The following is an 18,216-nucleotide window of genomic DNA, read 5'->3' on the forward strand; positions in this document are numbered from 1 at the left end:
GGATGGGTGCCGGCCACGCGCACCCGCTGTACCGGCACGCCGACTCGCCGCTACACCGGCTGCCGGCCGAGGTCAAGGTGGCCGCCCTGGTGGTGTTCGTCCTGGCCGTCGTTGCCACGCCACGCGAGATGTTCTGGCCTTACGCCGGTTTCGCGGCAGTCATTCTCACGGTGTGGGCGGTGGGCAGGATCCCGTTGAGCTGGATCCTGCCGCGCATGCTGATCGAGCTGCCGTTTGTGGTGCTGGCGGTGCTGTTGCCGTTCGCCGAAGGCGGTGAACGAGTGGTGTTCGCGGGTCTGCAGTTGTCGGTGCCCGGGCTGTGGGCCGCGTGGGGAATCGTCATCAAGGGCACCCTCGGCGTGGCGGCATCCCTGACCGTGGCCGCTACCACCACCGCGCGCGAGCTGCCCCTGGGACTGAGCCGGCTCGGGGTGCCCGCCATGATGACCTCGGTGCTGGTGCTGATGATCCGCTACCTCGATCTCCTGTCGGCCGAGATCAGCCGGATGCGGATGGCGCGGATCTCCCGCGGTGACTCACCCCGGGCGCTGCACCAGGCCGGCGCCATCGCCAAGGGGGTGGGCGCGTTGTTCCTGCGATCCTATGAACGAGGTGAACGCGTGTACGTCGCGATGCTGTCACGTGGATTCGACGGCCGGATGCCCGAGTTGGCGGGGGTCGCGGCCGTGCCCCGGGCCAGCGCCGCCCAATGGACTGCGGCACTGCTGCCCGCCGCCGCGGGTGTCGTGGTGGCGGCCGGCGCCTGGGTGGCGCGATGAACGCTCCCGCAGTGCGCGTGGCGGGTCTGACCTACGCCTACCCCGACGGCCACAAAGCACTCGACGGTGTGGACCTGACAGTGGCCGCCGGCGAGCGGATCGCACTGCTGGGTCCCAACGGCGCGGGCAAGACCACGCTGATGCTTCATCTCAACGGTGTCCTCACCGCGTCGGAGGGCACGGTGGAGATCTCGGGAATCACGTTGTCGCGCAAAACGGTCCGTGAGATCCGCCGCCGCGTCGGGCTGGTCTTCCAGGATCCCGACGACCAGCTTTTCATGCCCACGCTGGCCCAGGATGTCGCATTCGGGCCCGCGAACTTCGGTGTGCAGGGGGAGGAACTGGCGCAGCGGGTGCGTCACGCACTGGAGGCCGTCGACATGACCGAGGCCGCCGACCGCAGTCCCGCGCACCTGTCCGGTGGGCAGCGCCGCCGCGGAGCGCTGGCCGCGGTGCTGGCGTGTCAACCGGAGATCCTGGTGCTCGACGAACCGTCGGCCAATCTCGACCCCGTCGCCCGCCGGGAACTCGCCGAGACCCTGCAGACCCTGGAGGCGACCATGCTGCTGGTCACCCATGACCTCCCGTACGCGGCCCAACTGTGCGACCGGGCCGTCGTCATCGACCACGGCCGGGTGGTCGCCGACGGGGACATCGCCTCAGTGCTCGGAGACGAGGCCCTGCTGGCCGCGCACCGGCTCGAATTGCCGTGGGGATTCGACCTCGACGGCGCGCTGGCGCGCAAGCCCTAGTGTCTCTTGGCCGGCGGCCACGGCGGCTCACCGCACAGCGCCAGTAGCGCGTTCTCGATGACCTCCGGCAGCGCCGGGTGGATCCAGTACTGCCCGCGCGCCATCTCCTGGCCGCCCAAACCGAACGCCATCGCCTGGATCAGCGGCTGGATCAGCGACGACGCCTGATGGCCCATGATGTGCGCGCCGAGGATGGTTCCGGTGTCGGCTTCCACGATGATCTTGGCGATGCCGGTGGTGTCCTCCATGGCCCAGCCGTACGCCACGTCGCCGTAGTCCTGCACCTTGGTGGCGATGTTGTAACCCGCAGCCCTGGCTTCGTTTTCGGTGAGCCCCACCATGGCGATCTGCGGGTCGGTGAACACCGCGGACGGCACGTGCTCATGATTGGCGGCCACCAAAGTGTCGGTGTTGTCCCAGTCGGCCAGCAGATTGTGGCGGACCACCCGGGCCTCGTGGTTGGCGACGTGCTTGAGCTGGTAGGCGGAGCTGACGTCGCCCAGAGCGAAGATACCGCGAGCGGTGGTGCGCTGATATTCGTCGACCTTGACCAGGCCCTCTTCGTCGACTTCGACGCCGGCCAGCTCCGCAGACAGCAGGTCGCCGTTGGGAATCCGGCCGGTGGCCACCAGGAGCGCGTCGGCCTGGAGCACGGCACCGTCGTCGAGTTCCAGTTCCACCCCGGCGTCGCACGGCCGCGAGCCGGTGACATTGCGCCGGCTGTGGATCTCCCACTTCTTGGAAGCGATATCGGTGAAGCGCTCGCAGATCGTGTCGTCACAGTGGGTCAGCAGCGTGGACCCGCGGATCACCAGCGTCACCCGGGTACCCAGCGACGAGAACACGTGCGCGAATTCGGCTGCCACGAAACCGCCGCCGACGATCACCAGGTGCTCCGGCAGGTCCGAGATCCGCATGATGGTGTCGCTGGTGTAGAACGGCACACCGCAATCGGCGATCGCGTCCGGCACCACCGCGCGCGCCCCGGCCGCGATCACCACCTGATCCGAGGTGAACTCGTCTCCGGCTTCGGTGCGAAGCAGGTAGCGGCCATCCGCTTGGGTGGGGCCGAACCGGGTGTGGCTGTCGAAAACCGTGACGTTGGGGGAGGAGCGTCGGTAGCGCTCCCCGCCGAGCGCGATCGGGTCGATACGGCCGAAGACCCGCGACACGATGTCGTTCCAGCGCACTTTGTCGATCCGTGCGTCGATACCGTACCGGGCTGAATCCCGAATGGTCGCAGCCACTTCCGCGGCGTAGACGAACATCTTCGTCGGAATGCAACCGACGTTGAGGCAGGTTCCACCGAAGGTGCTCTGTTCGCAGATCGCCACCTTCTTGTCGGCATAACGTTCGTCGAGAATGCTGTTTCCCGAGCCGGTGCCGATGATTGTCAGGTCGAAATGGTCCACGTGCTCAATCCTGTCCGGAAGGGGTCGGGGTGTTCTCTGACGCGACCAGGTAGTGATCCAACCAGCGGTCCAGTTCCCGGTAGGAGGCCTCGCGCGGAGCTGAGAGTGACAGGAACACATCGTGTTTGGCGTCCACGATCGGTGCCACCGTGGTGTGGGTGCCGCCCACGCAGCCGGCCCACCGGGCGATCTGGCGCACATCGAGCACGGCGTCCCCGGTCTGGATCGCTGTGCTGTCGGCGGCTCCGCGCGCCTCGGGCACACTGCGGTCGGAGCGCAGGATCAGGTTGGGCACCCCGACATCGAGGCCGCGGTGCAGCCGGGACTGTCCTCGCCGAATGGCGTTGATCCAGCCGAAGGTCACCGGGAACCCGCCCACCGGCTTCCAGGTGAGGTCGTAGTCGAACTCCCCGGAGTAGTTGCGGTGCAGGGATGTTCCGTAACCACCCGGAGTGGGCTTGCGGATGACGTGCAGTTTCCGCAGCCGGGCCAGGCCCATCAGGGCGGCGCCGGTGGGCGGCGTCCGCAGGATCGCGGGGCCGTGCAGGTCGAAGAACGGACTGTTGAGCACCAGGGCGCCCACGCCGAGCGCCTCGGTGAGGCCGCGTCGGCGCAGGCGGTCCAGCCACAGCGTGACGATCAGCCCGCCCGCGGAATGGCCGTACACACACACCGTTGCCGAATCCGTTTCCGCGCGGATGATCTCGAGGGCGTGCTCGAGTTCGGTGTCATAACGTGCCAGGTCGGTGGTGAAGTGGGGGGTCTGTCCCTCCCGCCAGGACCGGCCGCACTTGTGTAGGTCCAGGCCGTAGAAAGTGAACCCCCGCGCGCTGAACCGGTCGGCGAGTTCGGTGTTGAAGAAGTAGTCGGTGTATCCGTGCACGGCCAGCACCGCATGGCGCGCACGGGTGGTCCGCTCGGGCCGTACCAGAGTTGCCACCAGGTCACCTTCGCCGTGCGGATCGGCGCCCAGTTCGATGGTGGTCTTGAGGTAACCGGGGAGCACGTCTGGTTCCCATGCCGTCACGGATTCACCTTAACCACGAGCGACCTGCTCCGGTCAGATCTGTAGGGACGACAGCAGCGCCGTGGTGCGTGCCACCGTGGCCGCGTCACCGTGCGCAGATGCGACGAACTCGGTGACGCCGGCGTCGGCGAACCGGCCCAGTTGCGCGCTCACCTGCTCTTCATCGCCGACGATGCTCACGTCGGCGACGCTGCTGACGCCTTCGGCGTCGAGTACCGCGCGGTAGGCGGGCGCGTCGTTGGCGATCGCGAAGGTGGCGGCCAGCGACTCCCGGGCGGCGCCGGCATCAGAGGTCACCACCACCGGCAGGCCGGCGATCACCTGGGGGGCCGGCCGGCCCGCGGCCGCCGCGGCCTTGGTGATGCGCGGCACGATGGCGGTGCCGAGGGTCTTCGGGCCGGTCCAGGTGGTGACGGTGCCGTCGCTCAGTGCGCCGGCCAGCTCCAGCATCCGAGGACCGAGAGCAGCCAGGACCACCGGCGGTGCCGGTGCCCCCTGCAGGTCGACCTGCCCGACGGCTGTCAGCCGGGACCCGTGGTGGTCCACGGGGTGGCCGGCCAGCGCCGGGTTGAGGATCTCGAGGAACTCCCGCAGATATGCCGCGGGCCGTTCGTAGGAGTAGCCCAGCGCCTCGATCATCGACGGATGGCTGACGCCGAGCCCGAGGGTCAGTCTGCCGCCGACAGCCGCGTTGGCCGTCAGCGCCTGCCGCGCCAGGGTCAGCGGATGCTGGTGGTAGGCGATGGACACACCCGTGGCCAGCTCGATCGTGGTGTTCTGCCGTCCCGCCAGGGCCAGGACCATCAGCGCGTCCCAGGCGGCGACACCGGGTAACGCCGGCAGCTGCGGCAGCCAGACCCGGCTGAACCCGGCCCGCTCGGCGTCGGAGATCGCGGAGAGCACGCCGGTGAGACCGTCGGGAGTGCCCGGGTCGGGCACGGTCATCGCGGTGATACGCATGGTCATCTCCCAGGGTCGGTAGTATTCGGAGGCAGTCTCCGGTCAATATATGGAGAGAGTCTCCGTTTGTCGAGGGGAAGGACCGACATGGCATCCGCGCCACCCGCGCGACCGTTGCGCTCCGACGCCGCCCGCAACCGGCGCCGGGTGATCGAGGCGGCCCACGACGCCTTCCTGCGGGCGGGCGTCACGGCATCCCTGGACGACATCGCCCGCAGTGCCGGCGTCGGACCCGGCACGCTGTACCGGCACTTCCCGACCCGGGACCTGCTGGTTCTCGCGGTGATCGAGAACGGCCTGCGGGAGATCGCGGCGCTGGGGACAGAGCTGGCCGGCAGCGCCGACCCGGTCGCTGCGTTGCGCCGGTGGGTGCAGGCCTACATCTGCCAAGGCAGCATGTTCGAGGGGCTGGCGCGCAGCCTGGTGGCCCCTCCCGAGGACGATGACGACGGTAAGGACGCCTGTCGCGCGGCCCGGGCGGCGGGTGCTGTGCTGCTGGCCCAGGCGGTCGCCGCCGGGGAGTTGCGTGCCGACGCCGATATCGGCGATGTGCTCGACATGGCGGCTGCAATCGCCTGGGTTGGTGAGCAGCCGGACCGCGACGAACACAAGCAACAACGGCTGGTGCAGATCCTCATCGACGGGTTACGGCCGGCCGCTGCGCCCCGCCGGGCGACTGAAATCACCTGACTCGCCGGGTTGAGGTCAACCGCGGCGGGATAACCTGGCACTACAACGTCGTCGATGCGCACGCATCGCTGCGACGGCCGCACGATTGCGAAGGACAGTTGAACTCGTGTCAGACGCCCAGGTAGCCAAGACAGACGTCGTACTCGTCGGCGCCGGCATCATGAGCGCCACGTTGGGCGCGTTGCTGCGGATCGTGGAACCCAACTGGTCCATCACGCTGATCGAACGCCTCGATGGCGCCGCCGCCGAGAGCAGCGACCCGTGGAACAACGCCGGTACCGGGCACTCGGCGCTCTGCGAGCTCAACTACACCCCGGAGAAGTCCGACGGCACCATCGACATCACCAAGGCCGTCCACGTCAACGAACAGTTCCAGGTGTCGCGGCAATTCTGGGCGCACGCCATCGAGACCGGCATCCTGACCGACGCCCGCAGCTTCATCAACGCGGTACCTCACGTCAGCTTCGTCCATGGGTCCAGTCGCGTCGAGTACCTGCGTAAGCGGCGCGACGCACTGGCGTCCAACCCGCTGTTCGCCACCACCGAGTTCATCAACGACCCGGACGAGTTCGCCCGCCGGCTGCCGTTCATGGCCGCCAAGCGCAACTTCTCCGAGCCGGTGGCGCTGAACTGGACCACCGACGGCACCGATATCGACTTCGGTTCACTGGCAAAGCAACTCATCGGGTACGGGGTTCGCAGCGGCACCACCGCCCTGTTCGGTCATGAGGTGCGCGACCTGTCCAAGCAGTCCGACGGCAGCTGGAACGTCAAGGTCACCAACCGGCGCACGGGTGCCAAGCGCACCATCAACACCAAGTTCATCTTCGTCGGAGCCGGCGGCGACGCGCTGCCGCTGCTGCAGAAGTCGGGCATCAGCGAGGCCAAGGGGTACGGCGGTTTCCCGGTCGGCGGGCAGTTCCTGCGTACCTCCAATCCGGTTGTGGCCGCAGGCCACCGCGCCAAGGTGTACGGCTTTCCGCCGCTGGGCGCTCCGCCGATGTCCGCCCCGCACCTGGACACCCGGATCATCAACGGCAAGCCGTGGCTGTTGTTCGGCCCGTTCGCCGGCTGGTCGCCGAAGTTCCTGAAGCAGGGCAAGGTCACCGATCTGCCACTGTCGGTCAAGCCGCACAACCTGGCCTCGATGCTCGGGGTGGGTCTGTCGCAGATGAGCCTGGTCAACTACCTCATCAAACAGCTCAGGCTCTCCGAAGCCGACCGGGTGGACGCTCTGCGTGAATTCGCCCCCAGCGCAGTCGATTCCGATTGGGAGCTGTCGGTGGCGGGTCAGCGTGTGCAGGTCATCAAGCCCAAACAGGGCGGAAAGGGACCCGCTGGCACCCTTGAGTTCGGTACCACCGTGCTGGCCGCCTCCGACGGCAGCATCGCCGGTCTGCTGGGCGCCTCACCCGGTGCGTCCACCGCGGTGCCCGCGATGCTGGACGTGCTGGAGCGCTGCTTCGGCCAGCGCTATCAGGCGTGGCAGCCCAGGCTCAAAGAGATGATCCCGTCGCTGGGTGTCGAGCTCTCCAACGAGCCGGAGCTGTTCGCCGAAGTCTGGGCGCGGGGCACCAAGATCCTCGGTCTGGAGGCCGGTGGCGACACGGCCGCGGCCGCGCTCAAAGCGGGGTCCGACCACTCGGTGTCGGCCTCGGACACCGATGATCCCGAACCGGCAGGAGTGGTGTGACGGTTGCGTTGCGCCGCAAGTGGGCGCAGGACCTCAGCGCGGCCACCCTGTATGAGCTGCTGAAGCTGCGCGTCGAGGTGTTCGTCGTCGAACAGGCCTGCGCCTACCCGGAATTGGACGGCCGGGACCTGCTGCCCGAAACCCGCCACTTCTGGCTCGAGGCCCCCGAGGGCGAAGTCATCAGCACGCTGCGCCTGATGGAGGAGCACGCTGGGGGCGGCAAGTCCTTCCGCATCGGTCGGGTGTGCACCAAACAGTCCGCACGCGGTCAGGGGCACACCACCCGGCTGCTGCAGGCTGCTCTCGCCGAAGTGGGTGACTACAGCTGCCGGATCGACGCGCAGACCTATCTGCTGGAGATGTACACCGCCCACGGGTTCGTCCGCGACGGTGACGAGTACCTCGATGACGGGATCCCGCACGTGCCGATGCTCCGGCCGGGAAGCCGCACCGAGGATCAGGCGTGATCATCCGCACGTGAGCAGTTCCGCGATCGCGGTGGGCGACTCGTCACCGGGTCACGAACTCCAGGGCACCACACTGGATTTCACTTCCGAGACCGCGCCGGCGTGGGCGTACCGCCTGCCGGACGGCCCCGTCGCCGCGCACCCGCGGTCCGTGCGTCGCTTCGTCGCGCACACCGCACCCTTTAAGCTCGCCGGGTGACCGAGAACGCCTACCTGATCGGGGTCCGCCTCGCCGGCAAGAAAGTCGTCGTCGTCGGCGGGGGATCGGTGGCGCAACGCCGGCTGGGCCTGCTCGTCGACTCCGGTGCCGACGTCCATGTCATCACCCGCGCCGCCACCCCCGCTGTGGAGGCGATGGAAGGCATCACCTTGGAGCTGCGCGAGTACCGCGACGGCGATCTGGATGGCGCCTGGTACGCCATCGCCGCCACCGACGAGCCGCCGACCAACGCCGCGATCGTGGCCGAAGCCGAACGCAACCGCATTTTCTGCGTGCGCGCCGACATCGCTGTCGAAGGGTCCGCAGTCACTCCCGCCACCTTCGACCACGCAGGACTGTCCGTGGGGGTGCTGGCCGGTGGCGAACATCGCCGATCGGCGGCCATCCGGACCGCCATCCACGAAGCGCTGCAGACCGGGGTGCTGACCACCACCGAAGCGATGGCCGAGACGGCCAATGATCTGCGGGGGAGTGTGGCCCTGGTGGGCGGCGGACCCGGCGACCCGGAACTGATCACCGTCCGGGGTCGCCGCCTGCTGGCCCAGGCCGATGTGGTGGTCGCCGACCGGCTGGCGCCTCCCCAGCTACTGGCCGAGCTGCCGCCGCATGTGGAGGTGATCGACGCCGCCAAGATCCCGTACGGCCGCGCGATGGCCCAGGAGGCAATTAACGACGTTCTCATAAATCGGGCCAAGGCCGGGCACTTCGTCGTGCGGCTCAAGGGCGGCGATCCGTTCGTCTTCGCACGCGGATATGAGGAAGTCCTCGCCTGCACCGCGGCTGGGGTCCCGGTCACAGTGGTGCCGGGAGTCACGAGCGCGATCGCAGTCCCGGCAGCCGCGGGCGTGCCCGTCACCCATCGCGCGGTGAACCACGAATTCGTCGTCGTCAGCGGCCACCTGGCCCCGGACCACCCCGAATCGCTGGTGAACTGGAACGCGCTAGCGGCCATGACGGGCACGATCGTCCTGCTCATGGCGGTGGAACGGATCGAACTGTTCGCGCAGGTCCTGCGGGACGGAGGGCGCCCGCCGGAGACGCCGGTGCTGGTGGTGCAGCACGGCACCACGTCCGCCGAACGGGTGGTGCGGGCCACGCTGGCCGACGCGGCCGAAGTGATCCGGTCCGAGGGGATCCGGCCTCCGGCGATCATCGTGATCGGCGCGGTGGTGGGCGTGGGAACGCCCTAGGCCGAGGGCGCGAGGAGCCCGTCCCGGCGGTTCTGTGACCGTTCCGAGCTTTAAACAACTCTTAAGATTACTGTAGGGTAGCTCGGTATGACGGCTCTCAACGACGCCGAGCGGGCACACGCGGAAGCACGCGCTGCCGGCTCGGACCGCGCGCTGCCGGTGAAGGTGGAGCAATCGCCGGTCCAGCGAACGAGCAAGATCCCGAGCTGGCTGCCGTCGCGACGTTTCATCTACGCAGTGATCGCCATCGGCGGCATGCAGCTGCTGGCCACCATGGACAGCACCATCGCCATCGTCGCGCTGCCGCAGATCCAGGACGAACTCGGCCTGTCCGACGCCGGCCGCAGCTGGGTGATCACCGCGTACGTGCTGACCTTCGGCGGGCTGATGCTGCTGGGTGGTCGCCTCGGCGACACCATCGGCCGTAAGCGCACCTTCATCGTCGGTGTCGCACTGTTCACCATCGCCTCGATCCTGTGTGGGATCGCCTGGAGCGAGGGCACTCTCGTGGTCGCCCGGCTGCTGCAGGGTGTCGGCGCGGCCATCGCCTCACCGACCGGCCTGGCGCTGGTGGCCACCACCTTCCCCAAGGGCCCCGCCCGCAACGCCGCCACCGCCGTGTTCGCCGCCATGACCGGCGTCGGCTCGGTGATGGGTCTGGTGGTCGGCGGTGCACTCACCGAGGTGTCCTGGCGGTTGGCCTTCCTGGTGAACGTGCCGATCGGGCTGTTGATGCTGTACCTCGCCTACACCACGCTGCGCGAGACCAACAAAGAGCGCATGAAGCTCGACGCCGCCGGTGCCCTGCTGGCCACCCTCGGCTGCACGGCCGCGGTGTTCGGCTTCACCCAAGGCCCGGAGAACGGCTGGCTCACCCCGCTCACCATCGGATCGGGCGTCGTCGCGGTGCTCGCGTTCGTCGCTTTCGTCTACGTCGAGCGCACCGCAGAGAACCCGGTCGTGCCCTTTGCGCTGTTCCGGGACCGCAACCGGGTGGCCACCTTCTACGCGGTGTTCCTGGCCGGCGGCGTGATGTTCACGCTGACGGTGTTGATCGGCCTGTACGTGCAGGACATCATGGGTTACAGCGCCCTGAAGGCCGGCATCGGCTTCATCCCGTTCGTGATTGCGCTGGGTATCGGCCTGGGCCTGTCCTCGGTGCTGGTGTCGAAGTTCCCGCCGCGGGTGTTGGTCATCGGCGGCGGCATCCTGGTGCTCGCGGCGATGCTCTACGGGTCGACCCTCACCGGCGATATCCCGTACTTCCCGAACCTGGTCCTGCCGATCACGGTCGGGGGTTTCGGTATCGGCATGATCGTGGTGCCGCTGACGGTCTCGGCGATCGCCGGTGTGGGCTTCGACCAGATCGGCCCCGTCTCGGCCATCGCGCTGATGCTGCAGAATCTCGGCGGGCCCGTGGTACTGGCCATCATTCAGGCGGTCATCACCTCACGCACCCTCTACCTCGGTGGTACCACCGGGCCGGTGAAGGACATGAACGAGGCGCAGCTGAACGCCCTCGACGCCGGCTACACCTACGGCCTGCTGTGGGTGGCCGCCGTTGCGGTCCTGGTGGGTGGCGCCGCGCTGTTCATCGGCTACACCGCCAAGCAGGTCGCTCACGCCCAGGAAGTCAAGGACGCGATCGACGCCGGCGAGCTGTAGTCAGCCGTACACCCGGGCCAGGAAATCCCGCACCAGCGGCACCACCTCGCCCAAGTGCGTCTCCAGCAGCCAGTGCCCGCCGTCGAAGACGTGCAGCTCGGCCTCGGGGAGGTCAGCCAGGTACGCACGCGCGGAGCGCTCCGGCATGTACCCGTCGTTGGCGCCCCACACGATCAGCGTCGGTGGCGTGTGCTGCCGCAGGTAGGCCTGCTCGCCGGGCATCCACGCCAGCGTGGAGGGTTGATCCTCCAGCAGCCGGATCAGGTTGGCCACCCGTTCCGGCGTCGACATCAGCGACCAGTGCAGCGTCCACAGGTCGGGGCTGATCCGGTCGGCCAGCTGGGCAGGCAGCTCACCGACGAATTCACTCTTGAAGCCCTCCAGCGTCACATGCTCGGCGATCGTGCGCCGCGCTTGCGGACCCGGGTTACTCCAGGCTTGCTTCAAGAAGTCGTACTTGGGTCCGAACGCATCGGGGTAGATGTCGCCGTTCTGGAGGATCAGGCCCGCGACGCGCTCGGGCGCCGCCATCGCCAGCTGTAGTCCGAACTGGGAGCCGTAATCGTGGAGCCAGAGTACGTAACGCTGTAGGTCCAGGGTTTCGGCGAACTGCTGCAGGAACTGGGCGTACGCACCGAAGGTGTAACCGAAATCGTGTGGCGACGGTGTGCCGGTGTAGCCGAAGCCAGGCAGATCAGGGGCCACCAGCCGCCAGTGGTCACCCAGCGCGGGCAACAGGTGGCGGAAGGCGTACGACGAACACGGGTAGCCGTGGGGGAGCAGCATGACGTCGCCGTCCGGTGGGCCGGCTTCCCGGTAGAAGGTGTCTGTACCCGCGACCTGAACACGCCGGTGACGGGGAGCGGCAAAACTGTCGGATGTCACCTGTTGGCCTTTCCCCGGCTGCGCCGGCGCCCAAACCGCGGCACATGGCGGCCGAATAAACCTCTCTACGGAATGTGTTTGGCGGGATCCGCGTTGGGGTAGAAGTCACCTCAATGCCGAACCTGTGCGCCCCGTCACGGCGCACAGGACGACTCTGGCGGAGAAATCACATGGATGTAAGTTCTCCACACCTGTGCACAACTCCTGTGGATAACCTCGATTCTCGCCTCGCAGCATGATCGGCCCGGACGCGACACCGACCCGAGGCCAGATCTCGCAGCTCACCGATCCGCTGGGGTGGCGGCTGATCCTCGGCGTTCTGATCACCCATGTGCCGGTGCGATCGCTGAGCGCTGCGGTGGACACCGCCCGTGCCGCGGTCGACGCGGCGGGGGTCGACGGTGCGGGACACTTGACGGCCGACCTGCACGATGACCGTGTGGTACTGCGTCTGCACACCCGGACGACGGGTGCCGTGACCGGCCGCGACATCCTCACTGCCGAACGCATCAGCGCTGCGGTGGACACCCAGCCCGGAGACGCGTCGGCCGTGCCACAGGCCGTCGAGATCGCCATCGACGCCCTCGACATCGCCGCGATCAGGCCGTTCTGGCAGGCCGTCACCGGCTATGTCGACGAACCGGCCGCCCCGGACCTGCCCGAGGGTGCGCTCCTGGACCCGCTGCGCCGCGGCCCGGCGATCTGGTTCCAGCAGATGGACACCCCGCGCCCGCAACGCAACCGCATCCACCTCGACGTCGACGTGGCACCCGAGCTGGCAGCGGCCCGCATCGACGCTGCCCTGGCTGCCGGCGGCACGCTCGTCAACGACAGCGCGGCACCTGCGTGGTGGGTGCTGGCGGATCCCGAAGGCAACGAGGCCTGCATCTGCACCTGGCAGGGTCGGGACTGAACCTGCATGGCGGGGTGCAATTGCCGCACTTCTCAGCTGGGCTCGTGCCTCGCCCCGCATCGGCGTGCGGCGGGGCCGGATTGCCGCACTTCTCAGCTGGGCTCGTGCCTCGCCCCGCATCGGCGTGCGGCTAGGCTTGCCCGCTGTGATCACCCGCATGTCGGAGCTGTTTCTTCGAACCCTTCGTGACGACCCGGCCGACGCCGAGGTCCCCAGCCACAAGTTGCTCATCCGCGCCGGCTACGTCCGACCCGTGGGGCCCGGCCTGTACAGCTGGTTGCCGCTGGGGCTGCGGGTGCTGCGCAAGATCGAGAAGGTCATCCGCGAGGAGATGGCGCACATCGGCGGGCAAGAGATCCTGTTCCCCGCCCTGCTGCCGCGGGCGCCGTACGAAACCACCAACCGGTGGACCGAGTACGGCGACAACCTGTTCCGCGTCAAGGACCGTCGGAAGAACGACTACCTGCTCGGACCCACCCACGAGGAGCTGTTCACCCTCACCGTCAAAGGGGAGTACAGCTCCTACAAGGACTTCCCGCTGATCCTCTTCCAGATCCAGAACAAGTACCGCGACGAGGCCCGCCCGCGGGCCGGCATCTTGCGCGGCCGTGAGTTCCTGATGAAGGACTCGTACTCCTTCGACGTCGACGACGACGGCCTGAAGAACGCCTACCACGCACACCGTGAGGCGTACCAGAAGATCTTCGCCCGGCTCGACGTGCGCTATGTCATCGTGTCCGCGGTATCGGGCGCCATGGGCGGCAGCGCATCCGAGGAATTCCTCGCCGAGAGTGAGGTCGGCGAGGACACTTTCGTCCGGTGCCTGGAGTCCGGCTACGCGGCCAATGTCGAGGCCGTCATCACGCAGGTGCCGGCGGCGCTTCCCCTCGACGGCCAGCCCGACGCGGTGGTGCATGACACCCCGGACGCGCCCACCATCGCCACCTTGGTCGACTGGGCGAACAGCGCCAACCTGCCCCAGTTCGAGGGTCGCCAGGTGACCGCCGCGGACACCTTGAAGAACGTCCTGCTCAAGACCCGTCAGCCCGGCGGCGACTGGGAGCTGCTGGGCGTCGGTGTGCCCGGTGACCGCGACGTCGACGAGAAGCGGCTGGGCGCGGCGCTGGAACCTGCCGAGTACGCGCTGCTCGACGACGCCGACTTCGCCAAGCATCCCTTCCTGGTGAAAGGTTATGTCGGTCCGAAAGCGTTGCTGGACAACGGGATTCGATTCCTAGTGGACCCGCGCATCGTGGACGGCACGGCGTGGATCACCGGTGCCGACGCGCCCAACAGGCACATCGTCGGCATGGTCGCGGGCCGCGACTTCATACCCGACGGCACCATCGAGGCCGCCGAGGTACGCGATGGCGACCCGTCACCGGACGGTGCCGGACCGCTGGTGTCGGCGCGTGGCATCGAGATAGGTCACATCTTCCAGCTGGGCCGCAAGTACACCGAGGCCTTCGCCGCCGACGTTCTGGGCGAGGACGGTAAACCCGTGCGCCTCACCATGGGCTCTTACGGCATCGGTGTCTCCCGCCTGGTCGCCGTGGTCGCCGAACAGCAGCATGATCAGCTCGGTCTACGTTGGCCGGCGTCGATCGCGCCTTTCGACCTGCATCTGGTGATCGCCAACAAGGACGCCGAGGCGCGGACCGGAGCAGAAGAGCTCGCCACCGCACTGGACCGGCTGGGTCTGGAGGTACTGCTGGACGACCGGACCGCCTCGCCCGGGGTCAAGTTCAAGGACGCCGAACTGCTCGGCATGCCGTGGGTGGTGGTCGTGGGCCGCGGGTGGGCCAACGGAGTGGTGGAGCTGCGGAACCGGTTCAGCGGAGAGACCCGCGAGGTGCCCGTCGAGTCGGCAGCGACCGACATCGCCGCCGCGCTCAGCGCCTGATCACTCGGGGCCGCCCGGAAACGCCTCGGTGACAGGCCACACGCCGAGCACCTTCTGCCAGCGGCCCGCCAGGACGGCGCTGTGTGTCAGCGCCTTCACCGCGTATTCGCGGTCCGATTGGCTGGTGGCCTGCTCGAGGACGGCGCGCCAGGCCACGGCTGCGTCGTTCTCCATCTGTAGCGCCAGGCCCGCGGCCTCGCTCGGGTCGTTGACCACCGACGGCAGCTGGTAGCCGGGGGCCGCCAACGGCGGGTCCACCGACTGCGCGGCCAGCATGGCCAGCAGCGCCTCGCGTTGTTCGCGGTGCCGGGCGATCGCTTGGGCCACCAGCCAGTTGTCCTCCGGCGTCGAATGCGCGGAGACGATGCCGTAGCCGTAGATGGTCGCGTGCTCGGTGGTCAGCGCGTCGTACAGCGCGGCGGCCGCGGGCGCGGCCGGGCGGGCGGGGTCAGTTGAGGGCGTGGGTTCGGCGGACGTCACTGCGCCGGCCTCTGCGCGGGCAGTGCCACGGTGTATGCGGCCGTACACGACGCGGCGATCGACCCCAGCAGGCCGGCTCGGTACCCCGATTCGCGCGCGGCGTATGCGGCCGCGCTGTCGGCGGCCGTCCGCAATGCGGCCACCACGTCGTCGATCGACGGCGGGCGCGTCGGAGCCGGGGTGCTCGACGGCGTCTCGGACGCCGTACTCGTCGGCGTCACCGGAACCAGGGTGCCCAGGGTGCGGGAGATCTCGTCGGCCAGTGCCTGGGCGTGCCGGGCCCGCTCGCTTGCGATTTGGGTCAGTGCCGGGACCACGGCGCGGGGTGCGGCCGGGGCGGCGGCGCGGGCCAGCTCGCTGTCGCTGTTGGCCAGCGCGAGTTGAGCCCGCAGCTCCTCGACATCGGGGGGTGGCTCACTGGCGCAGGCTGAGGTGGTCAACGCCACAAGCGCCAGCCCGAGCGCGCCGCGACCGGCTCCCACCAGCACGTCCCGCCTGCGGAATGTCCCGTTGACGGGGTGAACGACGCCGAGCACAGGCTCATCCTGCCATCCCATGACGTCCCCGTTCCCGCGTGGCCTTTTGGGGTTCTTCGCAGTTTTCCTGGCGTATCGTGGATGGCTGGGTTCGGCGCGACCACCACGGGGCGTCGAACGAAGACGAAACCATGACCGGACAACTCAAGATGAGGAGCTCGCCGTGACTGAGCGGTCCAGGGGACTGCCCTCACCGCCCCAGGTGATCGAGCTACTCGAAGATGAATTCGTGCGTGCCGGTTACGAAATCGAGGATGTGCGGGTGGAGGCGGCAACGCGTCCCGCTCGGATCGTGGTGGTCGCCGACGGTGACAACCCACTTGATCTCGACACCGTGGCCGAACTGTCGCGTATCGCGTCTCAGCTGCTCGACACCCTGCCCGAGGCAGCCGAGCCGTACGTCCTGGAGGTCAGCTCACCCGGAGTCGAGCGGCCCCTGACCACCGAGAAACACTTCCGGCGCGCCCACGGACGCAGGGTCGAAGTGCAGCTCGGCGGCGGTGAACGGCTCACCGGCCGGATAGCGGGCGTCGCCACCGGGACCGGCACCGCGGTCCTGCAGCTGGTGGTGCCCAAGGGCAGCAAGGGGGCGAGCACCTGGGCGGTGCGCGAGGTAGCGCTCAATGATGTGACCAAAGCTGTTGTGCAAGTTGATTTTTCACCGCCGAGCCAGCGTGAGCTGGACTTGGTGGGCCAGGTCGGCACGGACGCCGGAGCCGCCGGAACGGAGGCCGGAACATGAACATCGATATGGCAGCTCTGCACGCCATCGAAGTCGACAGGGGCATACCCGCAGGGGAGCTGCTGGAGACCATCAAGTCGGCCCTGCTGACGGCGTACCGGCACACCGAGGGACATTCCTCCGACGCGACCATCGAGATCGACCGCAAGACCGGTGAAGTCAAGGTCATGGCGCGTGAACACGACGCCGATGGCCGGGTCATCAGCGAGTGGGACGACACCCCCGAAGGTTTCGGCCGCGTCGCGGCGACGACGGCCCGCCAGGTGATGCTGCAGCGGTTCCGCGACGCCGAGAACGAGAAGATCTACGGCGAATTCTCGGCGCGGGAAGGCGATATCGTCGCCGGCGTCATCCAGCGCGACGCCCGCGCCAACGCCCGGGGCGAGGTGGTGTTGCGGATGGGCAGCGAGACCAAGTACTCCGAGGGCGTCATTCCCGCCTCCGAGCAGGTACCCGGCGAGCGCTACGAACACGGGGACCGGCTGCGCTGCTTCGTCCTCGGGGTGACCCGCGGTGTGCGGGAGCCACAGATCCGGTTGTCCCGCACCCACCCGAACCTGGTCCGCAAGCTGTTCTCCCTCGAGGTGCCCGAGATCGCGGACGGATCCGTGGAGATCGTGGCGGTGGCCCGCGAGGCGGGGCACCGTTCGAAGATCGCGGTGGCGTCCCGGTTGCCCGGCCTCAACGCCAAGGGGGCCTGTATCGGCCCGATGGGCCAGCGGGTGCGCAATGTGATGAGCGAACTGTCGGGGGAGAAGATCGACATCATCGACTTCGACGACGACCCCGCCCGGTTCGTTGCCAACGCGCTGTCTCCGGCGAAGGTGGTCTCGGTGTCGGTCATCGACGCCAACACCCGCGCCGCCCGGGTTGTGGTCCCCGACTTCCAGCTCTCGCTGGCGATCGGCAAGGAAGGCCAGAACGCCCGGTTGGCCGCCCGACTGACCGGCTGGCGCATCGATATCCGCAGCGACGCGGCCCCGGACACCGACGGTCACACCGGTCCACGTCACTCGCACGGAGCGCCGCACGAGCACTGATATTTCCGCTGCGCCGCCACGTTGCCCGGCGGATTTAGAACGGGCGCGTGGTGACGGTAGACTGAGCCGTGATCCAGCGCGAGACTTCCGGAAACGACACCCGGAACGCACCGGAGTCGCTTGCCAAGAGTGACAAAGGCCCGGTGCGGACGTGTGTCGGATGTCGGAAGCGAGAGTTGGCCGTCGTACTGCTTCGAGTAGTGGCGGGGTCGGACGGGAATGGCGGAGACGCCGTGATCGTTGACACCGCCGGTAACCTTCCGGGGCGGGGTGCGTGGTTGCATCCCGATCCGCAGTGTGTAGACGCAGCGATTCGGCGGCGAGCATTCGCCCGAGCGTTGCGCATCACCCGTCCACCGGACACCTCCGCGGTGGTCGAGTACGTCGGTGCCGTTCCCGGTGCTGACGTCCCCGATCCGCCACGGCAACAGAACAGGCAGCGAAGAACATGAGCACACCGTGAAGTCCCGATGACCATGCGTCATAGCTAAACCCGAGGCGCGGCGCCACCCACCGCTGTCGCCTCCAGACAGGAGATGTAGTGGCAGGTAAGGCCCGCGTGCACGAGTTGGCCAAGGAACTCGGTGTCACCAGTAAGCAGGTTCTCGCCCGATTGAGCGAACAGGGCGAGTTCGTCAAATCAGCGTCGTCGACGGTCGAAGCGCCCGTCGCCCGACGTCTTCGTGAATCTTTCGGCGGCGGTAAGTCCGCCGACCGCGGCGGCGCGCCCAGGCCGGCTGCCGCCAACGGCCGGCCGTCGCCGGCCGCTTCCAGCGGTTCGGGCAGCACCCCGTCCAACGGCGGTGTCGCCACCGCTTCTCCGGTGCCCGGTCCGCGGCCCAGTGCCCCCAAGCCCGCGGCG

Annotated in this window: 20 protein-coding genes; 14 read left to right on the forward strand and 6 right to left on the reverse strand. The window is 68.3% G+C overall.

The features are described from left to right. Positions 1 to 2: 2 nt before the first annotated feature. The gene (gene cbiQ, locus AC3A6P_RS05560; RefSeq protein ID WP_487689311.1) at positions 3 to 779 is read left to right on the forward strand and encodes a cobalt ECF transporter T component CbiQ; all 777 of its coding nucleotides are present in this window, start codon (positions 3 to 5) and stop codon (positions 777 to 779) included. After that, on the forward strand, positions 776 to 1,531 hold the full coding sequence (locus AC3A6P_RS05565) for an energy-coupling factor ABC transporter ATP-binding protein (RefSeq protein WP_487689313.1): 756 nt from the start codon (positions 776 to 778) through the stop codon (positions 1,529 to 1,531). Before cbiQ ends, AC3A6P_RS05565 begins: the two co-directional genes overlap by 4 nt. Here the strand turns inward: AC3A6P_RS05565 and mtr are convergent. Genes mtr through AC3A6P_RS05580 form a run of 3 tightly spaced genes read right to left on the reverse strand, consistent with a single transcriptional unit; the run spans position 1,528 to position 4,930 of the window. Next, positions 1,528 to 2,943 carry a mycothione reductase gene (mtr, locus tag AC3A6P_RS05570; RefSeq protein WP_487689315.1) on the reverse strand — a complete coding sequence of 472 codons (1,416 nt, stop codon included), beginning with the start codon at positions 2,941 to 2,943 and terminating at the stop codon, positions 1,528 to 1,530. The two genes, AC3A6P_RS05565 and mtr, sit on opposite strands and share 4 nt — an antisense overlap. 4 nt (positions 2,944 to 2,947) lie before the next feature. Beyond that, a complete protein-coding gene (locus AC3A6P_RS05575; protein ID WP_487689317.1) occupies positions 2,948 to 3,970 on the reverse strand; it encodes an alpha/beta hydrolase in 1,023 nt (340 codons plus the stop codon). Between the two features lie 33 nt (positions 3,971 to 4,003). Then, positions 4,004 to 4,930, reverse strand: a complete 927-nt coding sequence (locus AC3A6P_RS05580; RefSeq protein WP_487689319.1) for a TIGR03564 family F420-dependent LLM class oxidoreductase — start codon at positions 4,928 to 4,930, stop codon at positions 4,004 to 4,006. A gap of 87 nt (positions 4,931 to 5,017) precedes the next feature. On the opposite strand from AC3A6P_RS05580, the gene AC3A6P_RS05585 reads away from it, so the two are divergent. The 6 genes from AC3A6P_RS05585 to AC3A6P_RS05610 all read left to right on the forward strand — a co-directional run bounded on the left by AC3A6P_RS05585 (position 5,018) and on the right by AC3A6P_RS05610 (position 10,855). Further along, positions 5,018 to 5,620 carry a TetR/AcrR family transcriptional regulator gene (locus AC3A6P_RS05585; RefSeq protein ID WP_487689321.1) on the forward strand — a complete coding sequence of 201 codons (603 nt, stop codon included), beginning with the start codon at positions 5,018 to 5,020 and terminating at the stop codon, positions 5,618 to 5,620. A 106-nt stretch (positions 5,621 to 5,726) separates the two neighbouring features. Further along, positions 5,727 to 7,313, forward strand: a complete 1,587-nt coding sequence (gene mqo / locus AC3A6P_RS05590; protein WP_487689323.1) for a malate dehydrogenase (quinone) — start codon at positions 5,727 to 5,729, stop codon at positions 7,311 to 7,313. After that, a complete protein-coding gene (locus AC3A6P_RS05595) occupies positions 7,310 to 7,780 on the forward strand; it encodes a GNAT family N-acetyltransferase (RefSeq protein ID WP_487689325.1) in 471 nt (156 codons plus the stop codon). The genes mqo and AC3A6P_RS05595 overlap by 4 nt, the downstream gene beginning before the upstream one ends. Positions 7,781 to 7,790: 10 nt before the next feature. Beyond that, positions 7,791 to 7,979, forward strand: coding sequence for a hypothetical protein (locus tag AC3A6P_RS05600; RefSeq protein ID WP_487689327.1), 189 nt, complete (start codon positions 7,791 to 7,793; stop codon positions 7,977 to 7,979). Further along, entirely contained in the window at positions 7,976 to 9,190 is a 1,215-nt protein-coding gene (gene cobA, locus AC3A6P_RS05605; protein WP_487689329.1) for a uroporphyrinogen-III C-methyltransferase, read from the forward strand. The genes AC3A6P_RS05600 and cobA overlap by 4 nt, the downstream gene beginning before the upstream one ends. Before the next feature lie 87 nt (positions 9,191 to 9,277). Next, on the forward strand, positions 9,278 to 10,855 hold the full coding sequence (locus AC3A6P_RS05610) for an MFS transporter (protein WP_487689331.1): 1,578 nt from the start codon (positions 9,278 to 9,280) through the stop codon (positions 10,853 to 10,855). Here AC3A6P_RS05610 and AC3A6P_RS05615 read toward each other — a convergent pair whose 3' ends face one another. Next, the gene (locus AC3A6P_RS05615; RefSeq protein WP_487689333.1) at positions 10,856 to 11,740 is read right to left on the reverse strand and encodes an alpha/beta fold hydrolase; all 885 of its coding nucleotides are present in this window, start codon (positions 11,738 to 11,740) and stop codon (positions 10,856 to 10,858) included. It abuts the gene before it with no gap. A gap of 235 nt (positions 11,741 to 11,975) precedes the next feature. Here AC3A6P_RS05615 and AC3A6P_RS05620 point away from each other — a divergent pair, with 235 nt between their 5' ends. Both AC3A6P_RS05620 and AC3A6P_RS05625 read left to right on the forward strand, forming a co-directional pair. Next, positions 11,976 to 12,653 (forward strand): VOC family protein, encoded by a 678-nt coding sequence (locus AC3A6P_RS05620; RefSeq protein WP_487689335.1) that lies wholly within the window; start codon positions 11,976 to 11,978, stop codon positions 12,651 to 12,653. A gap of 145 nt (positions 12,654 to 12,798) precedes the next feature. Continuing rightward, entirely contained in the window at positions 12,799 to 14,556 is a 1,758-nt protein-coding gene (locus AC3A6P_RS05625) for a proline--tRNA ligase (protein ID WP_487689337.1), read from the forward strand. On the opposite strand, the gene AC3A6P_RS05630 is transcribed toward AC3A6P_RS05625, so the two are convergent. Both AC3A6P_RS05630 and AC3A6P_RS05635 read right to left on the reverse strand, forming a co-directional pair. Next, positions 14,557 to 15,036, reverse strand: a complete 480-nt coding sequence (locus tag AC3A6P_RS05630; protein ID WP_487689339.1) for a ferritin-like domain-containing protein — start codon at positions 15,034 to 15,036, stop codon at positions 14,557 to 14,559. It abuts the gene before it with no gap. Beyond that, positions 15,033 to 15,593, reverse strand: coding sequence for a hypothetical protein (locus AC3A6P_RS05635; protein WP_487689341.1), 561 nt, complete (start codon positions 15,591 to 15,593; stop codon positions 15,033 to 15,035). Before AC3A6P_RS05635 ends, AC3A6P_RS05630 begins: the two co-directional genes overlap by 4 nt. Positions 15,594 to 15,735: 142 nt before the next feature. On the opposite strand from AC3A6P_RS05635, the gene rimP reads away from it, so the two are divergent. The 4 genes from rimP to AC3A6P_RS05655 all read left to right on the forward strand — a co-directional run. Then, positions 15,736 to 16,314, forward strand: coding sequence for a ribosome maturation factor RimP (gene rimP, locus AC3A6P_RS05640; protein WP_487689343.1), 579 nt, complete (start codon positions 15,736 to 15,738; stop codon positions 16,312 to 16,314). After that, on the forward strand, positions 16,311 to 17,354 hold the full coding sequence (gene nusA, locus AC3A6P_RS05645) for a transcription termination factor NusA (RefSeq protein ID WP_487689344.1): 1,044 nt from the start codon (positions 16,311 to 16,313) through the stop codon (positions 17,352 to 17,354). Before rimP ends, nusA begins: the two co-directional genes overlap by 4 nt. Positions 17,355 to 17,554: 200 nt before the next feature. Then, complete coding sequence (locus AC3A6P_RS05650) at positions 17,555 to 17,806, forward strand: DUF448 domain-containing protein (protein ID WP_487689346.1); 252 nt, start codon at positions 17,555 to 17,557, stop codon at positions 17,804 to 17,806. 89 nt (positions 17,807 to 17,895) lie between these two features. Further along, positions 17,896 to 18,216, forward strand: a 321-nt coding sequence (locus AC3A6P_RS05655; RefSeq protein ID WP_487689348.1) for a translation initiation factor IF-2 N-terminal domain-containing protein, incomplete at its 3' end; no start/stop codon positions are given.

The sequence above is a fragment of the Mycobacterium sp. Soil_C_30 genome (genome assembly GCF_057656995.1).